Source organism: Pseudomonas sp. NPDC089569 (genome assembly GCF_050280625.1).
Taxonomy (GTDB): Bacteria; Pseudomonadota; Gammaproteobacteria; order Pseudomonadales; family Pseudomonadaceae; genus Aquipseudomonas.
Genome location: NZ_JBNNVQ010000094.1, coordinates 1 through 23,749, shown reverse-complemented (window position 1 = coordinate 23,749; position 23,749 = coordinate 1). Strand labels below are relative to the sequence as shown.

Annotated in this window: 16 protein-coding genes and 3 pseudogenes; 8 read left to right on the top strand and 11 right to left on the bottom strand. The window is 59.9% G+C overall.

The genetic code is table 11. The features are described 5' to 3' along the window. Window positions 1–21 precede the first annotated feature (21 nt). A pseudogene (locus tag ACQKP2_RS25720) lies at window positions 22–1,257 on the top strand (phenylacyl-CoA dehydrogenase); the annotation flags it as partial. Between the two features lie 81 nt (window positions 1,258–1,338). Here the strand turns inward: ACQKP2_RS25720 and ACQKP2_RS25715 are convergent. Continuing rightward, window positions 1,339–3,135, bottom strand: coding sequence for a hypothetical protein (locus ACQKP2_RS25715; RefSeq protein ID WP_427580577.1), 1,797 nt, complete (start codon window positions 3,133–3,135; stop codon window positions 1,339–1,341). 1,125 nt (window positions 3,136–4,260) lie between these two features. On the opposite strand from ACQKP2_RS25715, the gene ACQKP2_RS25710 reads away from it, so the two are divergent. The 4 genes from ACQKP2_RS25710 to ACQKP2_RS25695 all read left to right on the top strand — a co-directional run bounded on the left by ACQKP2_RS25710 (window position 4,261) and on the right by ACQKP2_RS25695 (window position 11,755). Beyond that, a complete protein-coding gene (locus ACQKP2_RS25710; RefSeq protein WP_427580575.1) occupies window positions 4,261–6,402 on the top strand; it encodes a cytochrome-c peroxidase in 2,142 nt (713 codons plus the stop codon). A 148-nt stretch (window positions 6,403–6,550) separates the two neighbouring features. After that, window positions 6,551–7,843 carry a GGDEF domain-containing protein gene (locus ACQKP2_RS25705; protein ID WP_427580573.1) on the top strand — a complete coding sequence of 431 codons (1,293 nt, stop codon included), beginning with the start codon at window positions 6,551–6,553 and terminating at the stop codon, window positions 7,841–7,843. A gap of 86 nt (window positions 7,844–7,929) precedes the next feature. Further along, window positions 7,930–9,726: an acyl-CoA dehydrogenase C-terminal domain-containing protein gene (locus ACQKP2_RS25700; RefSeq protein ID WP_427580571.1), complete on the top strand. Its 1,797-nt coding sequence runs from the start codon at window positions 7,930–7,932 to the stop codon at window positions 9,724–9,726. Between the two features lie 250 nt (window positions 9,727–9,976). Continuing rightward, a complete protein-coding gene (locus ACQKP2_RS25695; RefSeq protein ID WP_427580570.1) occupies window positions 9,977–11,755 on the top strand; it encodes an acyl-CoA dehydrogenase C-terminal domain-containing protein in 1,779 nt (592 codons plus the stop codon). A 227-nt stretch (window positions 11,756–11,982) separates the two neighbouring features. Here ACQKP2_RS25695 and ACQKP2_RS25690 read toward each other — a convergent pair whose 3' ends face one another. Beyond that, window positions 11,983–12,909, bottom strand: coding sequence for a LysR family transcriptional regulator (locus ACQKP2_RS25690; RefSeq protein WP_427580568.1), 927 nt, complete (start codon window positions 12,907–12,909; stop codon window positions 11,983–11,985). A 169-nt stretch (window positions 12,910–13,078) separates the two neighbouring features. Here ACQKP2_RS25690 and ACQKP2_RS25685 point away from each other — a divergent pair, with 169 nt between their 5' ends. Then, on the top strand, window positions 13,079–14,362 hold the full coding sequence (locus ACQKP2_RS25685) for an aspartate aminotransferase family protein (RefSeq protein WP_427580567.1): 1,284 nt from the start codon (window positions 13,079–13,081) through the stop codon (window positions 14,360–14,362). A gap of 224 nt (window positions 14,363–14,586) precedes the next feature. Then, a complete protein-coding gene (locus ACQKP2_RS25680; RefSeq protein ID WP_003228885.1) occupies window positions 14,587–14,745 on the top strand; it encodes a YqaE/Pmp3 family membrane protein in 159 nt (52 codons plus the stop codon). 106 nt (window positions 14,746–14,851) lie between these two features. Here ACQKP2_RS25680 and ACQKP2_RS25675 read toward each other — a convergent pair whose 3' ends face one another. The 9 genes and pseudogenes from ACQKP2_RS25675 to ACQKP2_RS25635 form a co-directional block, all read right to left on the bottom strand. Then, window positions 14,852–16,678, bottom strand: coding sequence for a S9 family peptidase (locus ACQKP2_RS25675; RefSeq protein ID WP_427580564.1), 1,827 nt, complete (start codon window positions 16,676–16,678; stop codon window positions 14,852–14,854). Then, window positions 16,644–17,798: a pyrroloquinoline quinone biosynthesis protein PqqE gene (pqqE, locus tag ACQKP2_RS25670; protein ID WP_427580563.1), complete on the bottom strand. Its 1,155-nt coding sequence runs from the start codon at window positions 17,796–17,798 to the stop codon at window positions 16,644–16,646. The genes ACQKP2_RS25675 and pqqE overlap by 35 nt, the downstream gene beginning before the upstream one ends. Continuing rightward, a complete protein-coding gene (gene pqqD, locus ACQKP2_RS25665; RefSeq protein WP_427580561.1) occupies window positions 17,791–18,066 on the bottom strand; it encodes a pyrroloquinoline quinone biosynthesis peptide chaperone PqqD in 276 nt (91 codons plus the stop codon). Before pqqD ends, pqqE begins: the two co-directional genes overlap by 8 nt. Next, window positions 18,063–18,815, bottom strand: a complete 753-nt coding sequence (pqqC, locus tag ACQKP2_RS25660; RefSeq protein WP_427580559.1) for a pyrroloquinoline-quinone synthase PqqC — start codon at window positions 18,813–18,815, stop codon at window positions 18,063–18,065. The genes pqqD and pqqC overlap by 4 nt, the downstream gene beginning before the upstream one ends. A gap of 165 nt (window positions 18,816–18,980) precedes the next feature. Further along, a complete protein-coding gene (gene pqqB, locus ACQKP2_RS25655) occupies window positions 18,981–19,892 on the bottom strand; it encodes a pyrroloquinoline quinone biosynthesis protein PqqB (protein ID WP_427580557.1) in 912 nt (303 codons plus the stop codon). 81 nt (window positions 19,893–19,973) lie between these two features. Continuing rightward, on the bottom strand, window positions 19,974–20,048 hold the full coding sequence (pqqA, locus tag ACQKP2_RS25650) for a pyrroloquinoline quinone precursor peptide PqqA (protein ID WP_080591079.1): 75 nt from the start codon (window positions 20,046–20,048) through the stop codon (window positions 19,974–19,976). A 154-nt stretch (window positions 20,049–20,202) separates the two neighbouring features. Further along, complete coding sequence (gene pqqF, locus ACQKP2_RS25645; RefSeq protein WP_427580556.1) at window positions 20,203–22,632, bottom strand: pyrroloquinoline quinone biosynthesis protein PqqF; 2,430 nt, start codon at window positions 22,630–22,632, stop codon at window positions 20,203–20,205. A gap of 38 nt (window positions 22,633–22,670) precedes the next feature. After that, window positions 22,671–23,465, bottom strand: a complete 795-nt coding sequence (locus ACQKP2_RS25640; RefSeq protein ID WP_427580554.1) for a carbon-nitrogen hydrolase family protein — start codon at window positions 23,463–23,465, stop codon at window positions 22,671–22,673. Between the two features lie 12 nt (window positions 23,466–23,477). Next, window positions 23,478–23,654 (bottom strand): annotated as a pseudogene (locus tag ACQKP2_RS25635) (amine oxidase); the annotation flags it as partial. A 2-nt stretch (window positions 23,655–23,656) separates the two neighbouring features. On the opposite strand from ACQKP2_RS25635, the pseudogene ACQKP2_RS25630 reads away from it, so the two are divergent. Beyond that, a pseudogene (locus ACQKP2_RS25630) lies at window positions 23,657–23,749 on the top strand (oligoribonuclease); the annotation flags it as partial.

The window sequence follows — 23,749 nt, the reverse complement described above, 5'->3', positions numbered from 1 at the left end:
CAGGCCGTCGGTTCCTAGATAGTGTCCGGCACCAAGATCTTCATCTCGGCCGGTGAACACGACATGGCCGACAACATCGTTCATATCGTGCTGGCCCGCCTGCCGGATGCACCGGCCGGTACCAAGGGCATTTCCCTGTTCATCGTTCCCAAGTTCCTGCCGAACGCCGACGGCTCCGCCGGCGCGCGCAACGCTGTGAGCTGCGGTTCGATCGAACACAAGATGGGCATTCACGGCAACGCCACGTGCGTGATGAACTTCGATGGCGCCACAGGTTTCCTGATCGGCCCGGCGAACAAAGGCCTGAACTGCATGTTCACCTTCATGAACACCGCACGTCTGGGTACCGCACTGCAAGGTCTGGCCCACGCTGAAATCGGCTTCCAGGGCGGTTTGAAATACGCTCGCGAGCGTCTGCAAATGCGCGCGCTGACTGGCCCGAAAGCGCCGGACAAAGCTGCCGACCCGATCATCGTGCACCCTGATGTGCGCCGCATGCTGTTGACCATGAAGGCGTTCGCTGAAGGCAACCGTGCAATGGTTTACTTCACCGCCAAGCAGGTCGATATCGTCAAGTACGGTGTGGATGAAGAAGAGAAGAAGAAAGCCGACGCACTGCTGGCGTTCATGACGCCAATCGCCAAGGCTTTCATGACCGAAGTCGGTTTTGAAGCGGCCAACCACGGCGTGCAGATCTATGGCGGCCACGGCTTCATCGCCGAGTGGGGCATGGAGCAGAACGTTCGCGACAGCCGTATCTCCATGCTGTACGAAGGCACTACCGGCATTCAGGCACTCGACTTGCTGGGCCGCAAAGTGCTGATGACCCAGGGCGAAGCCCTCAAGGGTTTCACCAAGATCGTGCACAAGTTCTGCCAGAACAACGAAGGCAACGAAGCCGTCAAGGAATTCATTGCACCGCTGGCAGCGCTGAACAAGGAGTGGGGCGAACTGACCATGAAGGTCGGCATGGCGGCCATGAAAGATCGCGAAGAAGTCGGCGCGGCCTCCGTGGACTACCTGATGTACTCCGGTTACGCCTGCCTGGCCTATTTCTGGGCTGACATGGCGCGTCTGGCTGCCGAGAAACTGGCTGCCGGCACTTCCGATGAAGCGTTCTACACCGCCAAGCTGCAGACCGCGCGCTTCTACTTCCAGCGCATCCTGCCGCGTACCCGCACTTACGTCGCAACCATGCTGTCGGGTGCCAACAACCTGATGGACATGAAAGAAGAAGACTTCGCACTGGGCTACTAAGGCTTAACGCAGTTCTTCAAAAAAAAACCGCCGCTCCTTCGGGAGCGGCGGTTTTTTTTTTGCGCCATCGTCAGGCATTGCTCACCACGGGGTAGGGGCCAGTGGTCCGGCACCCGTCGGGGTGGCGGAGCCTTCGCCATTGCGAATGAACGGAAGGTGCCAGAAGTCGTTAGGAACGACGGGGTCGCCCGGCTTGACGTTTTCCGGAAAGATGAACTCGAACACCGGAGCCACGTATTGCCCCGCGATCAGCCCATTGGCCACTGGAGCTTGACTGGCAAGGCAGTTGTCCACCAGGGCCTGTGACAGATTGTTCGGGTCCGGAACGCACATTGAGCGCGCCATCACCCGCAGGGTCCGGGTCGGCTGGCTGAGCAGTCCGGTTGGCGCCTTGCTTGCCCGCAGCCTGGCACGCTGTGGTTGAGCACCGGTGTTCTGAGTGGTAATGCCGCCCGAGACACCACGGCAAGTCGCTGCCAGGGTCAGTGCTGGATTGCATTCACCGGTCATCTCATAGGGGGTCACCCAACGGTTATGTTCCACGCCGTTGTTGTCCACATCGATAAGGTAAATATCCACCGGTGTCAGGATGTCGGTTGTCGATGTCTCAAGGAACAACCGGTCCTGGGTTTCCTGCGCCACGCCGCTGACGGCTACTGGGTTGGGATCTGCGCTGCCGATGCCGAACTCGCCGATAGACAGGTAGCTGGGCTGCGTACCGGGCTGCGTGTAGATACCGACGTTGGCTTCGATGGTGTGGGCGGAGATGAAGTCCGGATTTCCCGAGGTTGGCGACTTGAACAGGGTGCCGGAATAAGTGATGAAGTCGCCGACTTCGAAAGGCGCCTGCTGGCGCGGATCTGGATCCGTCGGGAGCCTTGTCGCGTCGGCTACCGCTTTCATGACGAACTGACTGCAATAAACCTGACCCAGCGCAGGTGGGCTCAATTCGCCGCTGGCCGGCAGTGGACTGACGCTGGCCTGACTGAAATTGCGGCAGTTATTGGTTGTGGTCGGTGTCTTGGCCAGTGGCCGGTTTTTCTGCGGGCATAATGCGTCATCGGCGCCACGAGGCACACACATGGGAAAGCCGGTGGCCGCGTGAATGGTCGGGTTGGCATCATCCACGGAGAAGCGCGGGTCTGCGGTCCGGACTCGGCCGAAGCGTCCATTCGGGTCGTTGATCTGCAGTACCGTGGGCTGCGGCGAGTTGGTGCTGGTCACCTCGATATTGCCAGTGTCCAGGTCGATCCGACTGATGTAGCCGCTGCCTGTCTGGGTTGTCTGTTGGGATACATCGATCAACCCGGCGATTTGTTTGCCATTGACGGTATTGCCCACCACGTGGATCTCGAACGATGGGTAGGCAGGCCGGGTGCTATTGAGTCCCAATGCCCCACCGTTGACGAAATCGCGCCAACTCAGGGTATTGGCCGGCATCTGGATGATCATGTTGCAAGGGACGGTAATGGTCGTGCCATTGACCATAATCTTGCCGCCACTGCGCTCCGCTGGGACGGTAGCCCCTGGGCAGGTTTCGGCGGGGGAATCTACCGTCATGTCCTGGATAAAGCCCGTCACGTCGAAGCCGTGAATCGCAGTAGCATCAGCGAAGACGGGATCGGGCAGCGTGGGTGTGGCGAATGGCGCCACCGCCCCTTTGGTAGGGGGCTTGGCGGTCCCGCCGCCACCGCCGCCACCGCCGCCTCCTCCGCCCCCGCCCCCAGGCGCGCCTTTCGCGGCATAGGCAGCTCCTCCTCCCAGGAGCATTGCCAGGGCGACCGCACTGGCGATCAGTGCGGGGCGACTTATGGCGCCGCTCAATCGTTTTGGGCTTGGAGGCGCGGCCAGCGATTTTATTTTTGCAAATAGGTTCATGGTTCTCTCCAGAGCAATGCAGGACCAGTTGCCGGCCAATCGCTTCACAGTTCTGTTGATGCGCTGAATCCTGGCGCAAAAAAGCGCAAAACCGTGAGTGTCGGATGGGGCTCGATTCAACGGCAAAAGCGCCTGTTGGCAGTCGGCATTTGCCGTTTTGATACATCCAACCTGCGATGCATCGGCCGGTTACGGACGCAATCGCGAGAAGCCTTCCTTGAGCTTGAGGCGTGCAAAGCAGGTGTCGTGCCTGTTCTGAAATATTCAGACACAAATGGCCGCGAGCGCGCGGGGAATGCGGGCTGCACGAAAATGGAGGGAAGTTCGCGCAACATGGCCGAATGGATATTCACCAATATAGGGGGGGATATACGCCCATATTCGGGAGTTCGCGAAGTTGAGGTTTCTGCTGGTTGTTTGTCTCGCTGGAGAAGTGAATGAGAATGTTTGTTTATATGTACTCCTGGTGAAATGGCTTGGCAAGAGAAATATATCGAAGTGTTAGTAATAAAGTTGTGCGGCCGACAATATAAAATAAACTCCATAGCTTACGCAGTACAACCTGCGTACGAATGGAGTATCTCTATTTAATAAGGGGCGCTTTCTAAAACTCTTCCAGCGTTTATTTGTTAACTCTCGATGTATGAGTAGCAACTAGTTTGCCAATATTTTCTGGTCGTGTTGTTTTTGAGAAATATCATTAAATTACAATGATTTAAATTCTGTACACGGTTGTGTGTCGAGTGTCTTTGGGGAATAACCCCCACAAGTGGGTGGGGAAACCACCGGATTTGAGGAGGGTTTTGAAGTTGTTTCAATTGCTCGTATGCAGTTTTATTGACGGCATTTTTCTGCGTTTTTGATAGTTGAAAAAATATTCATTTTTTTCTGATGAAATTTTTTGTTACAGCTAAAGTCAGGTTAAGCATCCCAACCGTGGTGCGACAAAGCAATTTTTATAAGCCTGAGCCAAGAGTGTACTTTGCCAGTTAGGCCTTGCATTGCCTGAGCAACTATCAGTGGGCGTTGCTACTTGTGCAGTCGGCGGGAAATATGGCGACGAGTTCATCTCGCAACAGGACAATCACGGAACTGGCTACTCCGTATTGAATCGAGAGTGTCATCATGGCTAAGTACTCGAGCATTTTTGGAAACACTCGGTGGGCGGCGATGGCGGGTGCGCTGTTCGCCGCCGGCCTGCCCGCCTTGAGCGCCTTCGCCGCCGATCCGGTGGACACCGTTCCCCCCGTGGTGGATGTGCCCAGCCTGCAGTCGTTGCACGGAATGACGCCGCCTGATCCTTCGGGTACCGAAGGCGGGCGCAAGGTCGATCTGATGACCGACTATGTCACCAACCGCGGGGCAGCAATCCTTTTGGGCAAGGCCCTGTTCTGGGACATGGAAATCGGCAGTGACGGCAGCACCGCATGCGCGTCATGCCATTTCCACGCGGGTGTCGATCATCGCACCACCAACCAGATCAACCCCGGACAGGCGAATACCAACGCGAACGTCGCGTCGATCTTCAACAAGCCGTTCGTGGCCTCGGACATTCCTGGCGATGTGCCGTCGTATACGACCAAGTCCGGTGGCAAGGGCGGTCCGAACTATCTGCTGAAAAAGGCCGACTTTCCAACCCACGTACTGGCCGATCCGCTGGATCGCAATTCGGCGATTCTTTATTCGACCGATGACGTGATCGGCTCACAAGGCGTATTCGACGCCAACTTCGTCAAACCCAAACAGGCACGTTTCGACAAGTGCATCCAGCAACCCGACGGTATCTTCCAGGTCGGTGGCATCAACGTGCGGCGCAGTACCGGGCGCAATGCGCCGACGGTGATCAACGCCGCGTTCAACGTGCGCAACTTCTGGGATGGTCGGGCCAACAACGTGTTCAATGGCTTCTCGCCATTTGGTAATCGCGATCCCGATGCCGGGATCTACGTGACCAAGGACAACAGCGGCGTGGCCACCAAGGTGCGCCTGGCACTTAACGATGCCTCGGCGGCTTCGCAGGCGGTGGGCCCTCCCGGCAGCCCTGTGGAAATGTCTTGCGGCGGGCGGACGTTCGCCGATATCGGTCGACGCATGCTCGATACGCTGATGCTCAAGCAGCAGCGGATCTCATCCACCGACTCGGTGCTGGGCCCAGTGTCCGGTGCGCGTCGTCCTACCTACCGTGAGCTGATCAAAAACGCCTTCCAGCCAAGGTTGTGGAACGCCACGCAACAAGTGTTGGTGGGCGATGCCCCCTACACCCAGATGGAAGCCAACTTCCCGCTGTTCTTCGGCCTGGCGATTCAGATGTATGAGGCCACGCTGGTATCGGACCAGGCGCCGCTGGACGCGTACCTGCAAGGTAATCAAACGGCCATGGACGCCCAACAGATTCAGGGTATGAATCTGTTCCTGGGCAAGGGCAAGTGCGTCAGTTGCCACGGTGGTGCCGAGCTGACCAACGCCGCCAGTCGCTTGCAGTTCCACCCCCGCGAACGCATCGAACGCATGGTCATGGCGGACAACCTGACCACGCTCTACGACAACGGCTTCTACAACACCGGCGTGCGTCCGACTTCCGAAGACCTGGCGGTCGGCGGCTCAGATGCCTGGGGCAACCCGTTGTCCTTCACCCGTGAGTACAACACCGTGCTGCAAGGCGGGAAGATACCTGACCCGCTGGATGTCGATGTCTGCACCTTTGAAGCGCCGTTGAGCGCGGCAATTCCCTGCGATGCAACACTCAAACCCAGTGTCGGTTTCCGTGATGCGGTCGATGGTGCCTTCAAGACGCCGACCCTGCGCAACATTGCGCTGACCGGGCCGTATTTCCACAACGGCAGCCGCGCCACGCTCAAGCAGGTGATGGAGTTCTACAACCGTGGTGGCGACCGGCGCGGCGAGGACGCGAGCAATACCAGTGGGTTCGAACACCCGGCGGTCAATCAGCACAACGGCTCGAACCTCGATCCGGACATGACCCGGCTCGACCTGACCCCCGATGAAGTGGATGCGCTGGTCAAGTTCATGGAAGTCGGCCTGACCGACCCGCGCGTGGCATGGGAACGGGCACCGTTCGATCATCCGTCGCTGGTGCTGCCACAGGGCGCGATAGGCGATGAAAACGCCGTGTCACAAAAACCGGCCAGTCCGAAAATCACCACTCGCCAGGCGAAGGACGCCGAGATCCAACTCAAGCCGGTCGGTGCTGAAGGTCGTCCGCTCACTGAAGGTCCGTTGCAACCGTTCGGCAACGAGCTGATGTGATTTCCCCTTGCGTCACTGACGGCTGCGACGGCCGTCAGTGACGCTCTTTTAAAAATACCTCAGCAATTCACTCAGCAATTTGGGGGTTCTGCCGTTACAGTAGTGGGCATATTGCCATCTATTGATCTGACCGGTCGGAGCTTTACCCTTGCCGCGCTCTTCCGCTGTACGTTTCAGTCATTTCCTGCCGTCGTTGCTGCTGTTGCTGGCGGGGCTTGCGGCTGCGTACGTCAAGGACCTGAGCGTTTTCTTCACTTCGCTGTTCAACGTGCTGCCCACCCTGGTTTTGCTGCTCGGTGGCGCCTACTGCGGTGTATACCGACGCCAGCGCGAACTGTTTCTGATGGTCACGGTGTACATCGCCTACTTCCTCCTCGACACCCAGACCGACTACTACCGCGATAACGGCAAGGTGCGTGAAGACGCCGCGGTGGTCTTCCATTTATGTTGCTTGCTGTTGCCACTGATGTTTGGTGTGTTCGCCGCCTGGCAGGAGCGAACGCACCTGTTCCAGGACATGGTGGCGCGTTTCGCCGTGTTGCTGGCGGTAGGCAGTGTGGCGCTGGGATTGGAGCAGAGTTACCCGCAGGCGCTATTGATGTGGCTGTCGGAGATCCGCTGGCCGGCCCTGCATGGGGCATGGATGAGCCTGATCCAGCTGTCGTACCCGGTGTTCATCGCTTCATTCCTGTTGCTGGCCTGGCAGTACTGGCGCAATCCCAGACCCCTGCATGCGGCGCAACTGGTCGGCCTGCTGGGCCTGTTCTGGATGTTGCCCAAGACCTTCATCCTGCCGTTTACCCTGAACATCATGTGCAGTCAGGTGATGTTGATGATCGCCGCCGCCGTTGCCCACGAGGCTTATCAGATGGCCTTCCGTGACGAGCTGACCGGGTTGCCGGGCCGTCGTGCGCTGAACGAGCGCATGCAGCGCCTGGGGCGCAACTATGTGCTGGCCATGAGCGACGTCGATCACTTCAAGAAATTCAACGACACCCACGGCCACGATGTCGGTGACCAGGTGCTGCGGCTGGTGGCCAGCAAGCTGGCGAAAATCGGCGGCGGTGGCAAGGCGTATCGCTATGGTGGTGAAGAGTTCGCCATGGTGTTTGCGGGCAAGACCGTCGAAGAATGCCTGCCCCATCTGGAAGTGATCCGCGAATCCATCGCCAGCTACAACATCCACCTGCGAAACCAGGACAGCCGTCCACAGGATGACACGCAAGGGCGGCAGCGTCGTTCCGGCTCCAGCGCTTCGACGGTATCGGTTACCGTCAGCATTGGCGCGGCCGAGCGGATCGAACAGCGAACCCCCGACGAAGTGCTCAAGTCCGCGGACCAGGCGCTCTACAGCGCCAAGGGCGCCGGGCGTAACTGCGTGATGGTGTTCGGCCAGAACCGTCGTGGCGCGGTGCGCATGGATGCCGCTACGGTTGAGTGATGACGGCGCATTCAGCGTCTGGACTGTGATTGTGAGGCGTGTACGCCGGCAGTAGGTTGAGAGGATCTGCCGCCGGAGAAATCACCATGCCCGACTACAAAGCGCCCCTGCGCGACATGCGTTTTCTGATCGACCACGTCTTTGACTTTCACCGCAATTACGCTGCGCTGGGCGCAACCGACGCCAGCCCGGACATGGTCAGCGTGATTCTGGAAGAAGGCGCGAAATTCTGCGAGAACGTGCTGTCGCCACTCAATCGCAGCGGCGATGAAGAGGGCTGCCATTTCGATAATGGCGTGGTGACAACGCCCGCAGGTTTCAAGCAGGCATTCGCGCAATACGTGGAGGGCGGCTGGCATGGCCTGGCGGCAGATCCTGAGTACGGCGGCCAGGGCCTGCCGAGTTCGCTGGGGCTGGTGATCAGCGAGATGGTGGCCTCCAGCAATACCTCATGGGGCATGTACCCCGGCCTGACCCACGGCGCCATGTCGGCCATTCACGCCCATGGCACCGATGAACAGAAGCGGACTTACCTGAGCAAACTCACCGCCGGCCAGTGGACCGGCACCATGTGCCTGACCGAGGCTCACTGCGGTACCGATCTGGGCATCATCAAGACCCGTGCCGTGCCCCAGGCCGATGGTAGCTATGCGATTACCGGCAGCAAGATTTTCATCTCCGCCGGTGAGCACGACATGAGCGACAACATCGTGCACTTGGTGTTGGCCAAGCTGCCGGATGCACCGGCCGGGACCAAAGGCATTTCACTGTTTATCGTGCCCAAGTTCCTGCCCGATGCCGCGGGTGAGGCCGGGGAGCGCAATGGTGTGTCCTGCGGCTCCATCGAGCACAAGATGGGGATCAAGGCCTCGGCCACGTGCGTCATGAACTTCGACGGCGCCAGGGGCTTCCTGATTGGGGAGGCGAACAAGGGTCTCAATTGCATGTTCACCATGATGAACCATGCGCGCCTGGGCACCGGCATGCAGGGACTGTGTCTGGGCGAGACCAGTTTCCAGGGCGCGGTCAAATACGCCAACGACCGCTTGCAGATGCGTTCACTGACTGGCCCGAAAGCACCGCAGAAACCCGCCGACCCGATCATTGTCCATCCCGATGTGCGGCGGATGCTGCTGACCATGAAGGCTTTCAACGAAGGCAATCGCGCGCTGACTTATTTCACCGCGCAATTGCTGGACGTCGCACACCTGGGCAAGGATGAAACAGCGAGACAGGATGCCGAAGACCTGTTGGCGTTCCTGACGCCGATCTGCAAAGCCTTCATGACCGAAACCGGCCTGGAAGTGACCAATCACGGCATGCAAGTGTTTGGCGGCCATGGCTTCATCCGTGAGTGGGGTATGGAGCAACTGGTGCGCGACTGCCGCATCGCGCCCATCTATGAAGGTACCAACGGCATACAGGCACTGGATCTGCTCGGGCGCAAGGTCCTGGGCAGCCAGGGCAAGTTGCTGCGCGGCTTCACCAAAATCGTTCACACGTTCTGCATGGAGAACGCCGCGCATCCGCAGTTGGCTCGCTACGTCGCGCAGCTCGACGGGTTGAATCGGCAGTGGGGCGAGCTGACTACCCAGGTCGGCATGGCCGCGATGAAAAATCCCGATGAGGTCGGTGCGGCCTCGGTGGATTACCTGATGTACAGCGGTTACATCATTCTCGGTTACCTGTGGTTGCGCATGGCGCTGGTGGCGCAGGCACAGCTGGATGCGGGCAGTGGCGACGCTGATTTCTGCCGGGCCAAACTGGCGACCAGCGAGTTTTACTTCAAGCGCCTGTTGCCGCGAACCGCTGCTCATCGTGCGGCCATCGAGGCGGGGAGCGATTGTTTGATGCAGTTGCCGGCAGAATTGTTTTCACTCTGAGGGATAGCGAAAAGCTTCGCGGGCAAGTCGGATCGCCGCACCGCTCGCTCCTACAGTAAGCAACTTTCGCTGCATTACTGTAGGAGCGAGGCTTGCCCGCGAACCCGTTCGTCAGGTGTACCTCGATGACTAAAAATAACAAAACGGTCATGTGTCGACCCTATGTGTCGCAAAAGTTGTTGGGGTACACTCCGGTCCAACGAATACACCCTTCCTGTGAATCACCTGTTTAGATCTTGCGAGGTTTGCCATGGCTGACTACAAAGCGCCCCTGCGCGATATGCGCTTCGTACTCAATGAAGTGTTCGAAGTCACCAAACTCTGGGCCGAGCTACCGGCATTGGCCGATTCTGTCGATGCCGAAACGGTCGAAGCCATTCTCGAAGAAGCCGGCAAGGTCACCAGCAAAAGCATCGCCCCCCTGAGCCGTGCGGCCGACGAAGAAGGTTGTCACTGGGCCGAAGGTGTCGTCACCACGCCGGCCGGTTTCCCGCAGGCTTATCAGACCTACGCCGAAGGCGGCTGGGTTGGCGTCGGTGGCGATCCAGCGTACGGCGGCATGGGCATGCCCAAGGCGGTTTCGGCCCAGGTTGAAGAAATGGTCAACTCCGCCAGCCTGTCGTTCGGCCTGTACCCGATGCTGACCGCCGGCGCTTGCCTGTCGATCAACGCCCACGCCAGCGAAGAGCTCAAGGCCGCGTACCTGCCGAACATGTATGCCGGTGTCTGGGCCGGTTCCATGTGCCTGACCGAGCCACACGCGGGGACCGATCTGGGGATCATCCGCACCAAGGCCGAACCACAGGCCGATGGCACCTACAAAGTCAGCGGCACCAAGATCTTCATCACCGGTGGTGAGCACGACCTGACTGAAAACATCATTCACCTGGTGCTGGCCAAGCTGCCGGACGCTCCGGCAGGTCCGAAAGGCATCTCGCTGTTCCTGGTGCCCAAGTTCCTGGTCAATGCCGATGGCAGCCTGGGCGCGCGCAACCCGGCGACCTGCGGTTCGATCGAACACAAGATGGGTATCCAGGCTTCTGCGACCTGTGTGATGAACTTCGATGACGCCGTGGGTTACCTGGTGGGCGAACCGAACAAAGGCCTGGCGGCGATGTTCACCATGATGAACTACGAACGTTTGGGTGTCGGCATCCAGGGCCTGGCCAGTGGTGAGCGCTCCTACCAGAACGCCGTCGAATACGCTCGTGACCGCCTGCAAAGCCGTTCGCCGACCGGCGCGCAGAACAAGGACAAGGTGGCTGACCCGATCATTGTCCATCCCGATGTACGCCGCATGCTACTGACCATGAAGGCCTCGAACGAAGGCGGCCGTGCCTTCTCGACATACGTGGCCATGCAATTGGACACCGCCAAGTTCAGCGAAGACGCCGCAACCCGCAAACGCGCGGAAGACCTGGTGGCACTGCTGACCCCGGTGGCCAAGGCATTCCTGACCGATCTGGGGTTGGAAAGCACGATTCATGGCCAGCAGGTTTTCGGTGGGCACGGTTACATCCGTGAATGGGGCCAGGAGCAGCTGGTGCGCGACGTGCGCATCACCCAGATCTATGAAGGCACCAACGGCATTCAGGCGCTGGACCTGGTTGGACGCAAGATCGTCGGCAGCGGCGGTGCGTTCTACAATCTGTTCGCCGATGAGATTCGTCACTTCACCGCAACAGCCAGTGCAGAGCTGGCGGAGTTCACCAAGCCGTTGAACGACGCGGTGACCACCCTCGATGAACTGACGGCCTGGTTGCTGGACCGCGCCAAGGCCAACCCGAACGAAATCGGTGCCGCCTCGGTAGAGTATCTGCAGGCATTCGGCTACACCGCATATGCCTACATGTGGGCGTTGATGGCCAAAGCGGCATTTGGCAAGCAAGCGCAGGACGATTTCTACGCGAGCAAACTGGGCACCGCGCGTTTCTATTTCGCGCGCCTGTTGCCGCGGATCCATTCGCTGAGTGCGTCGGTGAAGGCCGGTAGCGAGTCGCTTTACCTGTTGGATGCAGCGCAGTTCTGAAGACGTAACGTCATGTAAGCATTCTCTTACATGACGTGTTGCTGTTCTCCCATAGGCGTAAATTGGATCCACAGTTAATCTACTTCACATGGACGTCGCGCAGGAAGCGCAAAGCAACAACACGGACACGTAGGATTCTGCCAGGACGGCGGAGTGAAATGGATGTCAGGGAAACAGTCTGCAAAGCCCCGCTTCGGCGGGGTTTTCTTATGCCTGCGAAAAAGTGTTTACAAACCGTCCAGTTCCGGTGAGCCGTTCAAGCGTTCATCCGGCCGGTTCATCACCTCCTCAAGCAACGTACGCAATAACGCCAGCGAAGCCTGTTGCCGTTGCACATCGCGACACACCAACCCGACTTTCAGCGGCACCCGCGGTTCGCTCAGGGGTTTCCAGAGAAGATCCTTGTCGTCGTGAGTCTTTTGTGAGCGCCCCGGCAGCACCGTCGCCAGGCGTGTATGGGGCAGGCTATCGAGTATCCCCGCCATGTTGTTCAGTTCGGCCTGTACCTGAGGTCGCCGTCCGAGACTGGCCAATTGCGCCTGCCAGATCTGCCGTATCTGAAACTCTTCACCGAGTAACAGCATGGGTAGCTCGGCAGCCTGACTCATCGACACTTTCTTGAATTCGCGCAGTGGATGCTCCGCCGGGATGACCAGGGTCAATTCATCTTCGTACAGCATCACGCCATGTAGTCCCGGTTGCCGGGGTGGCAAGTAGCTGATGCCGATATCCAGCGAGCCATTGAGCAGTCGACGCTCGATCTCCAGTCCCGTCAGTTCATAGATCTGCACCACCAGGTGCGGTTGGGCCTTACGCACTCGGTCGAGCATCTGTGGCACCAGGCTGCTATGGACGGTTTGCAGCACGCCAATGGCCAACGTACGCAGTGCCTGTCCCTTGAAATTGCCCAGTGCTTCACGCGCCCGTTGCAAACCATCGAGCAAGGGCAGGGCATGGTTGTACAGCGTATGGGCGGCCAATGTCGGCAAAAGGCGCTTGCTGCTGCGTTCGAACAGGCTCACATCGAGGCTTTGTTCCAGATGACGAATTTGCTGGGACAGCGCCGGTTGCGAGATGGACAGTCGCTCGGCAGCGCGGCCCACATGGCCTTCTTCGTAGACCGCGACGAAATAACGCAGTTGCTTGAAATCCATAAGGCTTACTTATCGATAATGCTCGGAAATCGAAATGGCTCAACGCCTTGTCTGGCCCTAGTCTAACCGCATTCACAAGGCTTACAGGGCCACAGAGTGCAATGAATACCGTTTTCCCCGAAACCGTTTGCATAGGTAACGCAAAAAACCGCAAGCAAGGGTTGAACCCATGAATCTCTTCAGCCTGCGCCGTCATTCAACCAGTCTCGATGACTTGGTGGCGGATGCTTCCTACTCCAGCACAAATGACAACGTTTCCAGCGAGTGTCTGATGCCCAGCGTCGAGCGCCCGCAACAGGTTTTTGTCCGTGGCCAAGGCTCATGGTTGTGGGACAACGTAGATCGCGCTTACCTGGATTTCTCGCAGGGCAACGGGGCCAACAGCCTCGGCCACAGCCCCAAGGCGCTGGTCAGTGCAATCGCGATGCAGGCCCAATCGCTGATCAATCCCGGCTTTAATCTGCATAACCGCGGCATGCTCAATCTGGCTGAGCGCTTGTGTACCAGCACCGGCAGCGACCAGGCGTATTTGCTCAACACCGGCAGCGAAGCCTGCGAAGCGGCGATCAAGCTGGCACGCAAATGGGGTCAGCAATATCGCGGCGGCGCCTCGCGGATCATCGTGGCCAACAACGCGAGCCATGGTCGTAGTCTGGGAACGATTTCGGCGTCGGACAGTTCGGCACTGATCAACCGGTTCGAACCACAATTGCCGGGCTTCAGCCATGTGCCGTTCAACGACCTTCCGGCACTGCACGCGGCCGTGGATGAACGCACGGTGGCGATCATGCTCGAGCCCATCCAGAGCGAAGCCGGCGTGATTCCCGCCACAGCCCATTACCTCAAAGGTGTCGAACGTCTGTGCCGGGAACTGGGCATCCTGCTGATCCTCGACGAAGTGCAGACCGGTATCGGTCGTTGCGGCTCGTTGCTGGCGGAACAGTCCTACGGCGTACGGGCCGATATCGTTGTACTTGGCAAAGGGCTCGGTGGTGGCGTGCCCCTGGCGGCGCTGCTGGCACGGGGCAAGGCTTGCTGTTTCGACAAGGGCGAAATGAGCGGCACCCATCATGGCAATGCGCTGATGACGGCGGCGGGGCTGACTGTTCTTGACAGCGTACAGGACAGCAGATTTCTCGAGCATGCGGCCCAAAGCGCCGAGCACCTGCGTGAAGGCCTGCTGCGTTTGTCTCATCGGTATGGTCATGGCCAATTGCGTGGGCAAGGACTGCTCTGGGGGCTGACGCTGTCGGACGACTGCGCTGATGCCGTGGCCAAGGCAGCCTTGCACGAAGGCCTGCTGCTCAATGCGCCGCAACCCGACTGCCTGCGCTTTACCCCGGCACTGACCGTCAGCAAGGCCAACATCGACGAGATGCTGCTGCGTCTGGCCCGTGCCTTCTCTCGCGTGCGCACCGCGCAATTGCAGTGCCGCAAAGGGATTGCCGTCTGATCGCACCCTCCCTGCCCGCATTCCCGAACCGTCTCGCGGTATAACGCACGCCCTGCGCCTGATTCTTTTGGCGTGGGGCGTTTTTTTGCAGCCTGGGATTGGCTTTTGGCAATTTCGGCTTGATCGGGATTCTGGCCTGAGAAATCGGACTGAACCCTGACGATCAGCACGGGTCGATTGCTGGTAGGGCTCGCATGAGCCGACTTGAAGCAGGAGCTGACCCCATGGATTTCATTCGCATCATCATCGCCATTCTGTTGCCGCCGTTGGGGGTGTTTCTACAGGTGGGGTTTGGCGGGGCATTCTGGCTGAATATTCTGTTGACGCTGTGCGGTTACATTCCGGGGATCGTCCATGCGGTATACATCATCGCCAAGCGCTGAGTTTTGTGGCGTTGGACAGATAGCTATCGCGAGCAGGCTCGCTCCCACAGGGATCACCCGGTACTTGTGGGAGCGAGCCTGCTCGCGATCGAGTCGCCGGTGAACTTCAGCCCGTCTGCTCCATCACCCGCCGATAAAACAAATACTCCTGTTCCAGCGCATGGGCCTGATTGCCGGCCTTGCGAAAACCGTGGCGTTCGTCCGCGTAGTAATGCGCTTCGACCGCAATGCCGTTGTTCTGCAAGGCCTCGACCATGTCGCGGGTTTGCTGCGGTACGACCACGGCGTCCAGTTCCCCTTGAAAGAAGATCATCGGCACGCGAATGTTGGCTGCATGCCGTAACGGCGTACGTGCGGCATAGCGTTCGGCGTCCTGCACGGGATCGCCGATCAGCCAGTCCAGGTAGTCGCCCTCGAACTTGTGGGTGGCCCGGCCCAGCGCGACGGGGTCGCTGACGCCATACAGGCTGGCACCGGCACGGAAGACATTGTGAAAGGCCAGTGCGCACAGGGAGGTGTAGCCACCGGCACTGCCGCCACGGATGAAGGCGTTATCGCCGTCGATCAAGCCGCGCTCGGCCAGATGGCGGACCACCGCGCACGCGTCTTCGACATCGACGTCACCCCAACTCAAATGCAACGCCTGACGATAGGTGCGGCCATAACCGCTGCTGCCTCGATAGTTGAGGTCGGCCACGGCAAAACCCCGCTGCGTCCAATACTGGATGCGCGGGTCGAGCATCGGGTAGCACGCCGAAGTCGGGCCGCCGTGGATGAACACCACCAGCGGTGGCTTCGTGGCGTTGGTCATCGCCGGGTAGAAGAAACCATGGGCCTGGCCTGAACCACTTGAGTAGCACAGGGTTTGCGGGCGGCTGATCTGCTCGGCGGGCAACGGCGCGATACCACCGGCCAGCACCTTGACCTGTCGGGTTTTGCGGTCGATGGCGATCACGGCCGATGAGCTGACCGGTGATGCCGCGATGCAGTAGATGAATCGATCATCCAGGGCAAGGTGACGGAAGCGGCTGTAGTTGCCGGTGAAGTCTTCGACGGTGGCACCGCAAAGCCCCAGGCGACCGAATCCGCTTTCGGTCCAGCTCGCCAGATAGCGATCCTCGCCCAGTGGCAACCAGGTACAGCCGCCGAGCTGCCACGGCGCAGGACCATGGTCGGCAGCCGTCGCCGGCAGGGGCAGCAAACCGTTTGCCGATTCCGCCCATGGCTGCCAGAAGCCGTCGCGGTCCGTCAGGCAAAAAAGGCGGCCACTGCTGTCGAATCGCGGTTGTTGCAGGGACTCTTGAGCCTCGTCGCCGGCCACGCAACGGGCGGGGCCAAAACCACCGTCGTTCTGGCGTTCGGCAACCATCAAGTGGGTCGCGGTCCATGGCTGGTCCGGTCGATGCCACTCGATCCAGGCCAGGCGTTGCGCGTCTGGGCTGAGCGTCGGAGCGGCGTAGAAGTCGGCGCCTTCGGCCAGCAAATGGCGCGTTCCGTCAGTCAGGTCGATCGCCACCAGACGATGCCGGTCGCGGTTCTCTTCCACGGCCAGCACCTGCCCGTTGGCGAACTGCAAATCACCATAGCGGCACACGCCATGTGTCAGCACTTGGGGTACTTCGCCTTGCAATGACTGACGGTACAACTGCTGGTCGGCTTCGTTGACGAAAACCACGCCATCGTCTGTCAGGCAAAACGCGCCACCGCCATATTCGTACACCCGGCTGCGCACGCTGAAGCCCGGCGGTGTCAGGCATTTGGCTGCACCCTCGCGCCAATGCCAGATGCGGCAAGCGGCATCCTCCGGTCGGTACTCGTTCCAGAACAGGCCCTGTGGGCCGACCTGCAGCTCGGCAAAGTCTATTCCGGCCGCGACGGCTTTGGCGGCGCTGAAAGGTTCAGCTCTTGGCGATGAGGCGTGAATTTCGTTCATTGCGAAAGGCCAGTTGTTCGATGGTCTGGGTCGCGTGTTCGGCTTCTTCGCGAGCCTTGAGGATCACGCCGTGATGGTGCGATTTGCTGCACACCGGGTCGGCATTGCTCGCATCGCCGGTGAGCATGAACGCCTGGCAGCGGCAGCCGCCGAAATCCTTTTCCTTTTCGTCGCAGGAACGGCAAGGCTCGGGCATCCACTCATAGCCGCGAAAGCGGTTGAAGCCGAACGAGTCGTACCAAATGTGCTGCATGCTGTGGTCGCGCACATTGGGAAACTGCACCGGCATTTGTCGGGCGCCGTGGCAAGGCAACGCGGTTCCGTCCGGGGTGACTGTCAGAAAAATACTGCCCCAACCGTTCATGCAGGCTTTGGGTCTTTCTTCATAGTAGTCGGGCGTAACGAAAATCAGCTTGCAGGGATGCCCTTGGGCTTCGAGTCTGGCGCGGTATTCATTGGTGATGCGTTCGGCGCGCACCAGTTGTTCTCTGGTCGGTAAAAGGCCAACACGGTTGAGCTGTGCCCAGCCATAGAACTGGCAAGTGGCGAGTTCGACAAAGTCCGCCTCCAGCGCGATGCACAACTCGATGATGCGGTCGATCTGGTCGATGTTGTGTCGATGGGTGACGAAGTTCAGCACCATCGGATAGCCATGGGCTTTCACCGCGCGGGCCATCTCGAGTTTTTGCGCGAAGGCCTTTTTCGAACCGGCCAGCAGGTTGTTCACCTGTTCGTCGCTGGCCTGGAAACTGATCTGGATATGGTCCAGCCCGGCCTTCTTGAAATCGCTGATTTTCTGCTCGGTCAGGCCGATGCCGGAGGTGATCAGGTTGGTGTAGAAGCCCAACTGGCGGGCCTCGGCAATCAGCTCGGCGAGATCCTGGCGAACCAGGGGTTCACCGCCGGAAAAGCCCAATTGCGCCGCGCCCATTTCCCGCGCTTCGCGAAATACCTTGATCCACTGCTCGGTGCTCAGCTCCTTGCCTTGTTCGGCGAAATCCAGCGGGTTGGAGCAGTAGGGGCATTGCAGCGGGCAGCGATAGGTCAGCTCGGCCAGCAGCCATAGCGGCAGGCCGATTTCCGGTTTGGGCGGTAACTTGACTGAGGCGTGATCAGGCAAGTTCGATCCAGTGCTCTGCACGGGCAACCTCCATGAATTGCTCGATATCGTCCCCCAGCTCCGGTACGTCGGGGAACTGCTTGTCGAGCTCGGCAATGATCGCCGCGACATCGCGTTGACCATCGATCAGGCCGCCGATCAAGGCGGCGCTTTCATTGAGTTTAATCATGCCCTCGGGGTAGAGCAGTACGTGGCCTTTCTGTGCCGGTTCGTACTGGAAGCGGTAGCCTCGGCGCCATGTCGGGGTCTTGCTGCGGTCGAAGCTCATAACGCGATTCCTTTATGCCAGACCCGTTGTCCGGTCACGCTGTGATAGGGCGGGCGATTGAGTTCATAGGCCATGCTCATGGCATCGAGCATGCTCCACAGAATGTCCAGTTTGAACTGGAGAATTTCCAGCATGCGCTCCTGGCCTTCCCTTGTCGTGTAGTGCTGCAAGGTGATCGCCAGGCCGTGCTCGACATCGCGGCGAGCCTGGCCCAGGCGTGTGCGGAAATACTCGTAGCCGGCCGGGTCGATCCAGGGGTAATGCTGCGGCCAGCTGTCCAGGCGCGACTGGTGAATCTGCGGCGCGAACAGTTCGGTCAGCGAACTGCTGGCGGCTTCCTGCCAACTGGCGCGGCGGGCGAAGTTGACGTAGGCGTCCACGGCGAAACGCACGCCAGGCAGTACCAGTTCCTGAGAGCGCAGCTGGTCAGGATCAAGACCCACCGCCTGCCCCAAGCGCAGCCAGGCTTCAATGCCACCGTCCTCGCCGGGTGCGCCGTCGTGGTCCAAAAGACGCTGAATCCACTCGCGACGGATCTCGCGATCCGGGCAATTGGCAAGGATCGCGGCGTCCTTGAGCGGGATGTTCACCTGATAGTAAAAACGGTTGGCGACCCAGCCCTGGATCTGCTCGCGGGTCGCCCGGCCTTCATACATCGCCACGTGATACGGGTGATGGATGTGGTAATAGGCGCCCTTGGCGCGCAGGGCGGCTTCGAATTCGGCGGGGGACATCGGGGTGTCGGTCATTGCGGTTCTCCGGTGTACAACCATTGAAGTCTTTGGTGTCTGCACTGGCCTCATCGCCTGTAGGAGCGAGGCTTGCCCGCGAAGAACGATTACGCGGTGAAACAGATGCACCGCAGCGCCTGGTTCGCCGGCAAGCCTGGCTCCTACGGCCGATGGGGCCCTCGGCTACAGCACAATACTCATGCCGTCATACGCCACTTCAACCTGACGCCGATCCAGTTCCGCGCGCTCGGGCGAGTCCTCATCGAGAATCGGGTTGGTGTTGTTGATGTGGATGAGTACCTTGCGCTGCGCAGGCAGTTGCTCCAGCACTTCGAGCATTCCGCCGGGGCCGTTCTGTGCCAGGTGGCCCATCTCTCGGCCGGTGCGGGTGCCGACGCCACGGCGTTGCATTTCATCGTCATCCCACAGCGTGCCATCCACCAGCAGGCAATCTGCGCTGGCCATGAGTTCCAGCAACGGCGCATCGACCTTGCCCAGGCCCGGTGCGTAAAACAATTTACCGCCGGTGCCGAGGTCTTCGACGATCAGGCCGATGTTGTCGCCCGGATGCGGGTCGAAGCGGTGTGGCGAGTAGGGCGGTGCGGCGCTGCGCAAAGGCAGCGGGGTGAAACGCAGGTTGGGGCAGGCCGGGATACTGAAGCTCTGGTCGAGTTCGATACGGTTCCAGGTCAGGCCGCCGTTCCAGTGGGTCAGCATGTTGAACAGCGGGAAACCGGTGCTCAGGTCTTCGTGGACCATGTCGGTGCACCAGACCTGATGCGGGCAGCCTTCGCGCAGGCTGAGCAGACCGGTGGTGTGGTCGATCTGGCTGTCCATCAGGAGGATCGCGCCGATCCCGGTATCGCGCAGGGCACGAGCCGGTTGCATCGGGGCGAAGCTTTGCAGCTGGGCGCGGATGTCCGGGGAGGTGTTGCACAGCACCCAGTTCACGCCGTCATCGGAAATGGCGATGGACGACTGGGTTCGCGCCTGGGCCCGCAGGCTGCCATCGCGAAAACCTGCGCAGTTGGCGCAGTTGCAGTTCCACTGGGGAAAACCGCCGCCGGCGGCGGAACCCAGAATCTGGACAAACATGGAGGCTCCATCATTTCAACGCTGAAAAAAAACGCCTCGGGATCACCGAGGCGTTGTGCTGCCTATCTGCCAGGGCAGTGATCAGCGGCTGGCGAAGTACATGGTGACTTCAAAGCCGATACGCAGGTCGGTGTAAGCAGGTTTGGACCAGGCCATGGGAGCGCTCCTTAAGGTGATGGGACGGTTGTGCCTATACATATAGTCCACCTCCAGCGGGAGATGTTCAGATAGTTAGGGAGCTATGTTACTTAAAATTTCAAAGGAGTTGGCTGAAAATGTTCGAGAAAGTTAATTACGACTTTGGTAATGATCATTTTGTCGCTTGCCAAGGTGCGCCGGGACTGGGCGCATTGGCCAGGCAGCGCCAGCCGCCATCGGCCCGGCTCACGCGTTGGGCGGCAGCAATCAGTGCGGCTCGATCAATCTGGACAATCGCCAGGGGCAACTGCGTCAGGTAATCCGACGAGCGGCCGACCAATTTGCCCTGCCAGAGCAGTTCGGCAGCCTGGTCGTCCGGCAAGGTTGCAGGGGCGAACTGATCGGCCAGGGCCTGGCGCGTAGCCATGAACTCGTTGTCATCGATGTTGCCGATCAGGGCTGGCAATGCGTCGAGGAACCGTTCGATATGTTGCAACAGATCCGACGGCGCGACGTCGGGCGATTGCACGCCGAAGAGCAAACCGGTTTGCCCATGCATCTGGCGCAGGCTGCTGAACACCGCATAACCGAGCTGTAATTGCACCCTCAGTTGCTGGTAGTAAGGCGTCTGACAGACGTGTGCCAACAGGCGCCACGCCGCTTCGTCGGCGATTTCTGCGGTGGCGGTCGGACAGAACAGCAGCAGTGCGTGATCACCGGTCCCGGTATCGATCCGGTTCCACAGGCGTTGCGCCGCAAGGGCGGGCGATGGCGTCAGTTGATTGTCCGGCGTACCGGGTATGCGGCTCAACGCGAGGCCCATTGCGGCCTGGGTCTGAGTGGAAAGACCGATCGCCAGGCCATCCCAACGAGCACCTGACCAGAGCTGCCGTACGTCCATCGACGCCTCGACAGGCTCAAGGCCGCTCTCGGGCAAGGCCTTGAGCAATTGACGAATCGGTATCAGCCCAGCGGTTGTCGATTCATCCTGCAGGAAAACATCACCGGCATTTGTCAGCGTCTTGAGCACATGTTCCAGGACCACGGGCATGGGCTCCTGCAGCCCGGTCATTTTCAGCAGCCATTCATTGCCGGAGGCGCTGAATGTAACGTCCACGCCGGCCTGCCGCGCGTCCTCGCGCAACGGTTGCAGGTGGTTATTCAGGCTCGATTGCAGGCGGCTGGCTGGCGCCGATTGCAGGCGCCAGCGCACATACACCGCGCCTTGTGTGCCGTTATCCGGCAATGCCTGGCTGAACTGCATGGGCGAACGTTCACGACGACTGCGCGAACGATCCTGGGCAAAGGTGCGCAAACCGCGGTGTGCGCTGGTCTGGCCGCGAATCAGTCCGGCGTTTTGCGCGGGCGCTTGGGCCGGTAAAAACGGATTGGCGGCTGGCAGTTGCCATTGCCCGGTGAAGTTATCCACAGCGCCGATTTGTTGCAGGATTTCCTTCAGCGCGGTGACGCCACGTTCGGTTAATCCGCCTTCGCGTTGCTCACTGTCCTGTCGGGCCAACTGCATGGCGCTGCTGATTTGCTGCTGGCGCTGGAGCAGGGCGGTGTATTCGTCGCGCAACCGGCTCCAGTCCTGGCGAGCAAAGAACGCCAGCCAGTCCATCAGTTGTCCGCGTACCGCGTCGGGTGATCCCGTCGTTCTCGAAGTGAACTCGATATGCAGCAAGGCTTGACCGGCGAACTGATACAGCGCAGCCGCTTTCAATTGATCGGCCCAGCCACGGCGACTCAGCTCCGCCTGCAGACCGGCGGGTTTTGTCGAGTTCAGCCAATGGCAGAGGAATGCCAACGCTTCAGATGACGACTCAGGCAGTCCTTCGAGGGCGAACAGCAGGTCCAGTCGATTTTCGCTGACCTGTTGATAACTTTTCTCCGGCGCATTCATTAACGCGACTGGCGCTTTTTGCAGGGCTGACGCGCCGCCAGCAAGGGCGTCGGCGAAGGCCTGGGCCATAGCCTTCAGCGCTTCGAGCGGTTGCGGCCCAGCCAGGCTCAGGGTCATCTGCCCAGCCTGGTAGTAACGTTCATGATATGCCAGCAACGCCTGCTGAAATGCCGGGTCCGGCACCGGCAGGCTGTCACGATTGCCGGCATGAAAGCCGCGCAGTGGATGAGCTTCACAAAGGCCTTCGTACAACGCCAACTGCCGTTGGGCTGCCGCATCCTGCGACCAGGCGACAAATTCCGCCTGCAACACCTCTCGTTCCCGCTGCTGATCGTCCAGGTTCATACGCGGATGAGCGAGCATGTCTGACAGACGCTCCAACCCACCGCCAAAAGCCTGGGGCGGCAACTCGAAAAAATAGTCGGTGGTGCGCTCGCTGGTTCGCGCGTTCACCTGTCCACCGTGACGCTGGACGTAAGCCATCAGCCCCTGGTCCGCAGGAAAACGCTCGGTCCCCAGAAACAACAGATGCTCAAGAAAGTGCGCCAGCCCAGGCCAGGCCAGCGGTGCGTCATGGCTGCCGGCAGCGACCCGCAACGCCGCCGCGCATCGCTTGAGTTCGGGCGCATGGCGCAGCGTCACTCGCAGGCCGTTGGCCAGGGTTTCGGTGTGAGGGCGAGGGGTATTGAGCGCAGACATGGGCACTTCCAGAACAGGGAAGTGCCCATGCTAGCGGATTAGCGTTTGTTCAGCGCGCCGTAAAGCTCTGGGCGGCGGTCAAGCAGATAACGGTTGGCGGCGCGCGAATCGACCATCAACTGACGATCCAGCTCACCGACGATCAGCGCTTCATCGAGACCTGCCTGGGCAATGCGACTGCCGTCCGGTGCGGCGATGCTGCTCTGGCCGCAATAGTGGATGTCGCCCTCATGCCCACAGTAGTTGGCGTAGGCTACGTAGCATTGGTTCTCGAAGGCACGGGCACGGACCGTGACATCGGCGACGAAATCGAAGGGAATCATGTTCGCCGTTGGCGCCAGAATCAGCTCGGCGCCTTGCACTGCCAGTCGACGGGCATTTTCCGGAAACTCCAGGTCGTAGCAAATCAGGAAGCCCAGTTTCCAGCCATTGAGCACGACGACCGGGAAATCATCGCTGCCGGGGCTGAACATCGAACGGTCGAGGTCGCCGTACAGGTGTGTCTTGCGGTAATTGCAGACCCGCTCGCCTTTGGCGTCGATCAACTGCACGGCGTTGTAGATAGCCCCGTCCGCCGTACGCTCGGGATAGCCATACGCGATGGCGATCCCGGCAGACCTGGCGATGCGCGCCACCTGTTGTGCCGATTCACCGTTGTGCACCTCTGCCAGCACACTGACGGCATCGACGCCGATGTTGTAACCGGTCAGGAACATTTCCGGCAGCACCAGCAGGTCGGCGCCCTTGGCTTCTTGCGCCAACTGCTGCAGGCGTTGCAGGTTGCCGGCGACATCCAGCGGCAGCGGAGGACATTGGTAAAGGGCTACGCGCATTTCGGATTCCTCTTACTCGGGCAGGGCGATCGGTCCGATCTCATTGAACACATCACCTGGACCCGGATTCTCGGCGTGAGTTGCACCGCCGAAGTGTTTCATGATGCCCCACACCGCATTGAGCGAAGTCTGCACCGCGCCTTCGACCCAGGCCGGCGTCCACGAAACGTCGTCACCGGCGATGAAAAGCGGTGATCGCCATCCACCACAGCGACGAGATCCTCGCCGGCATGGATGAGTGGAACACCCGTCAGCATGGCGGCTCGGGCCTGACCCAACGCGTT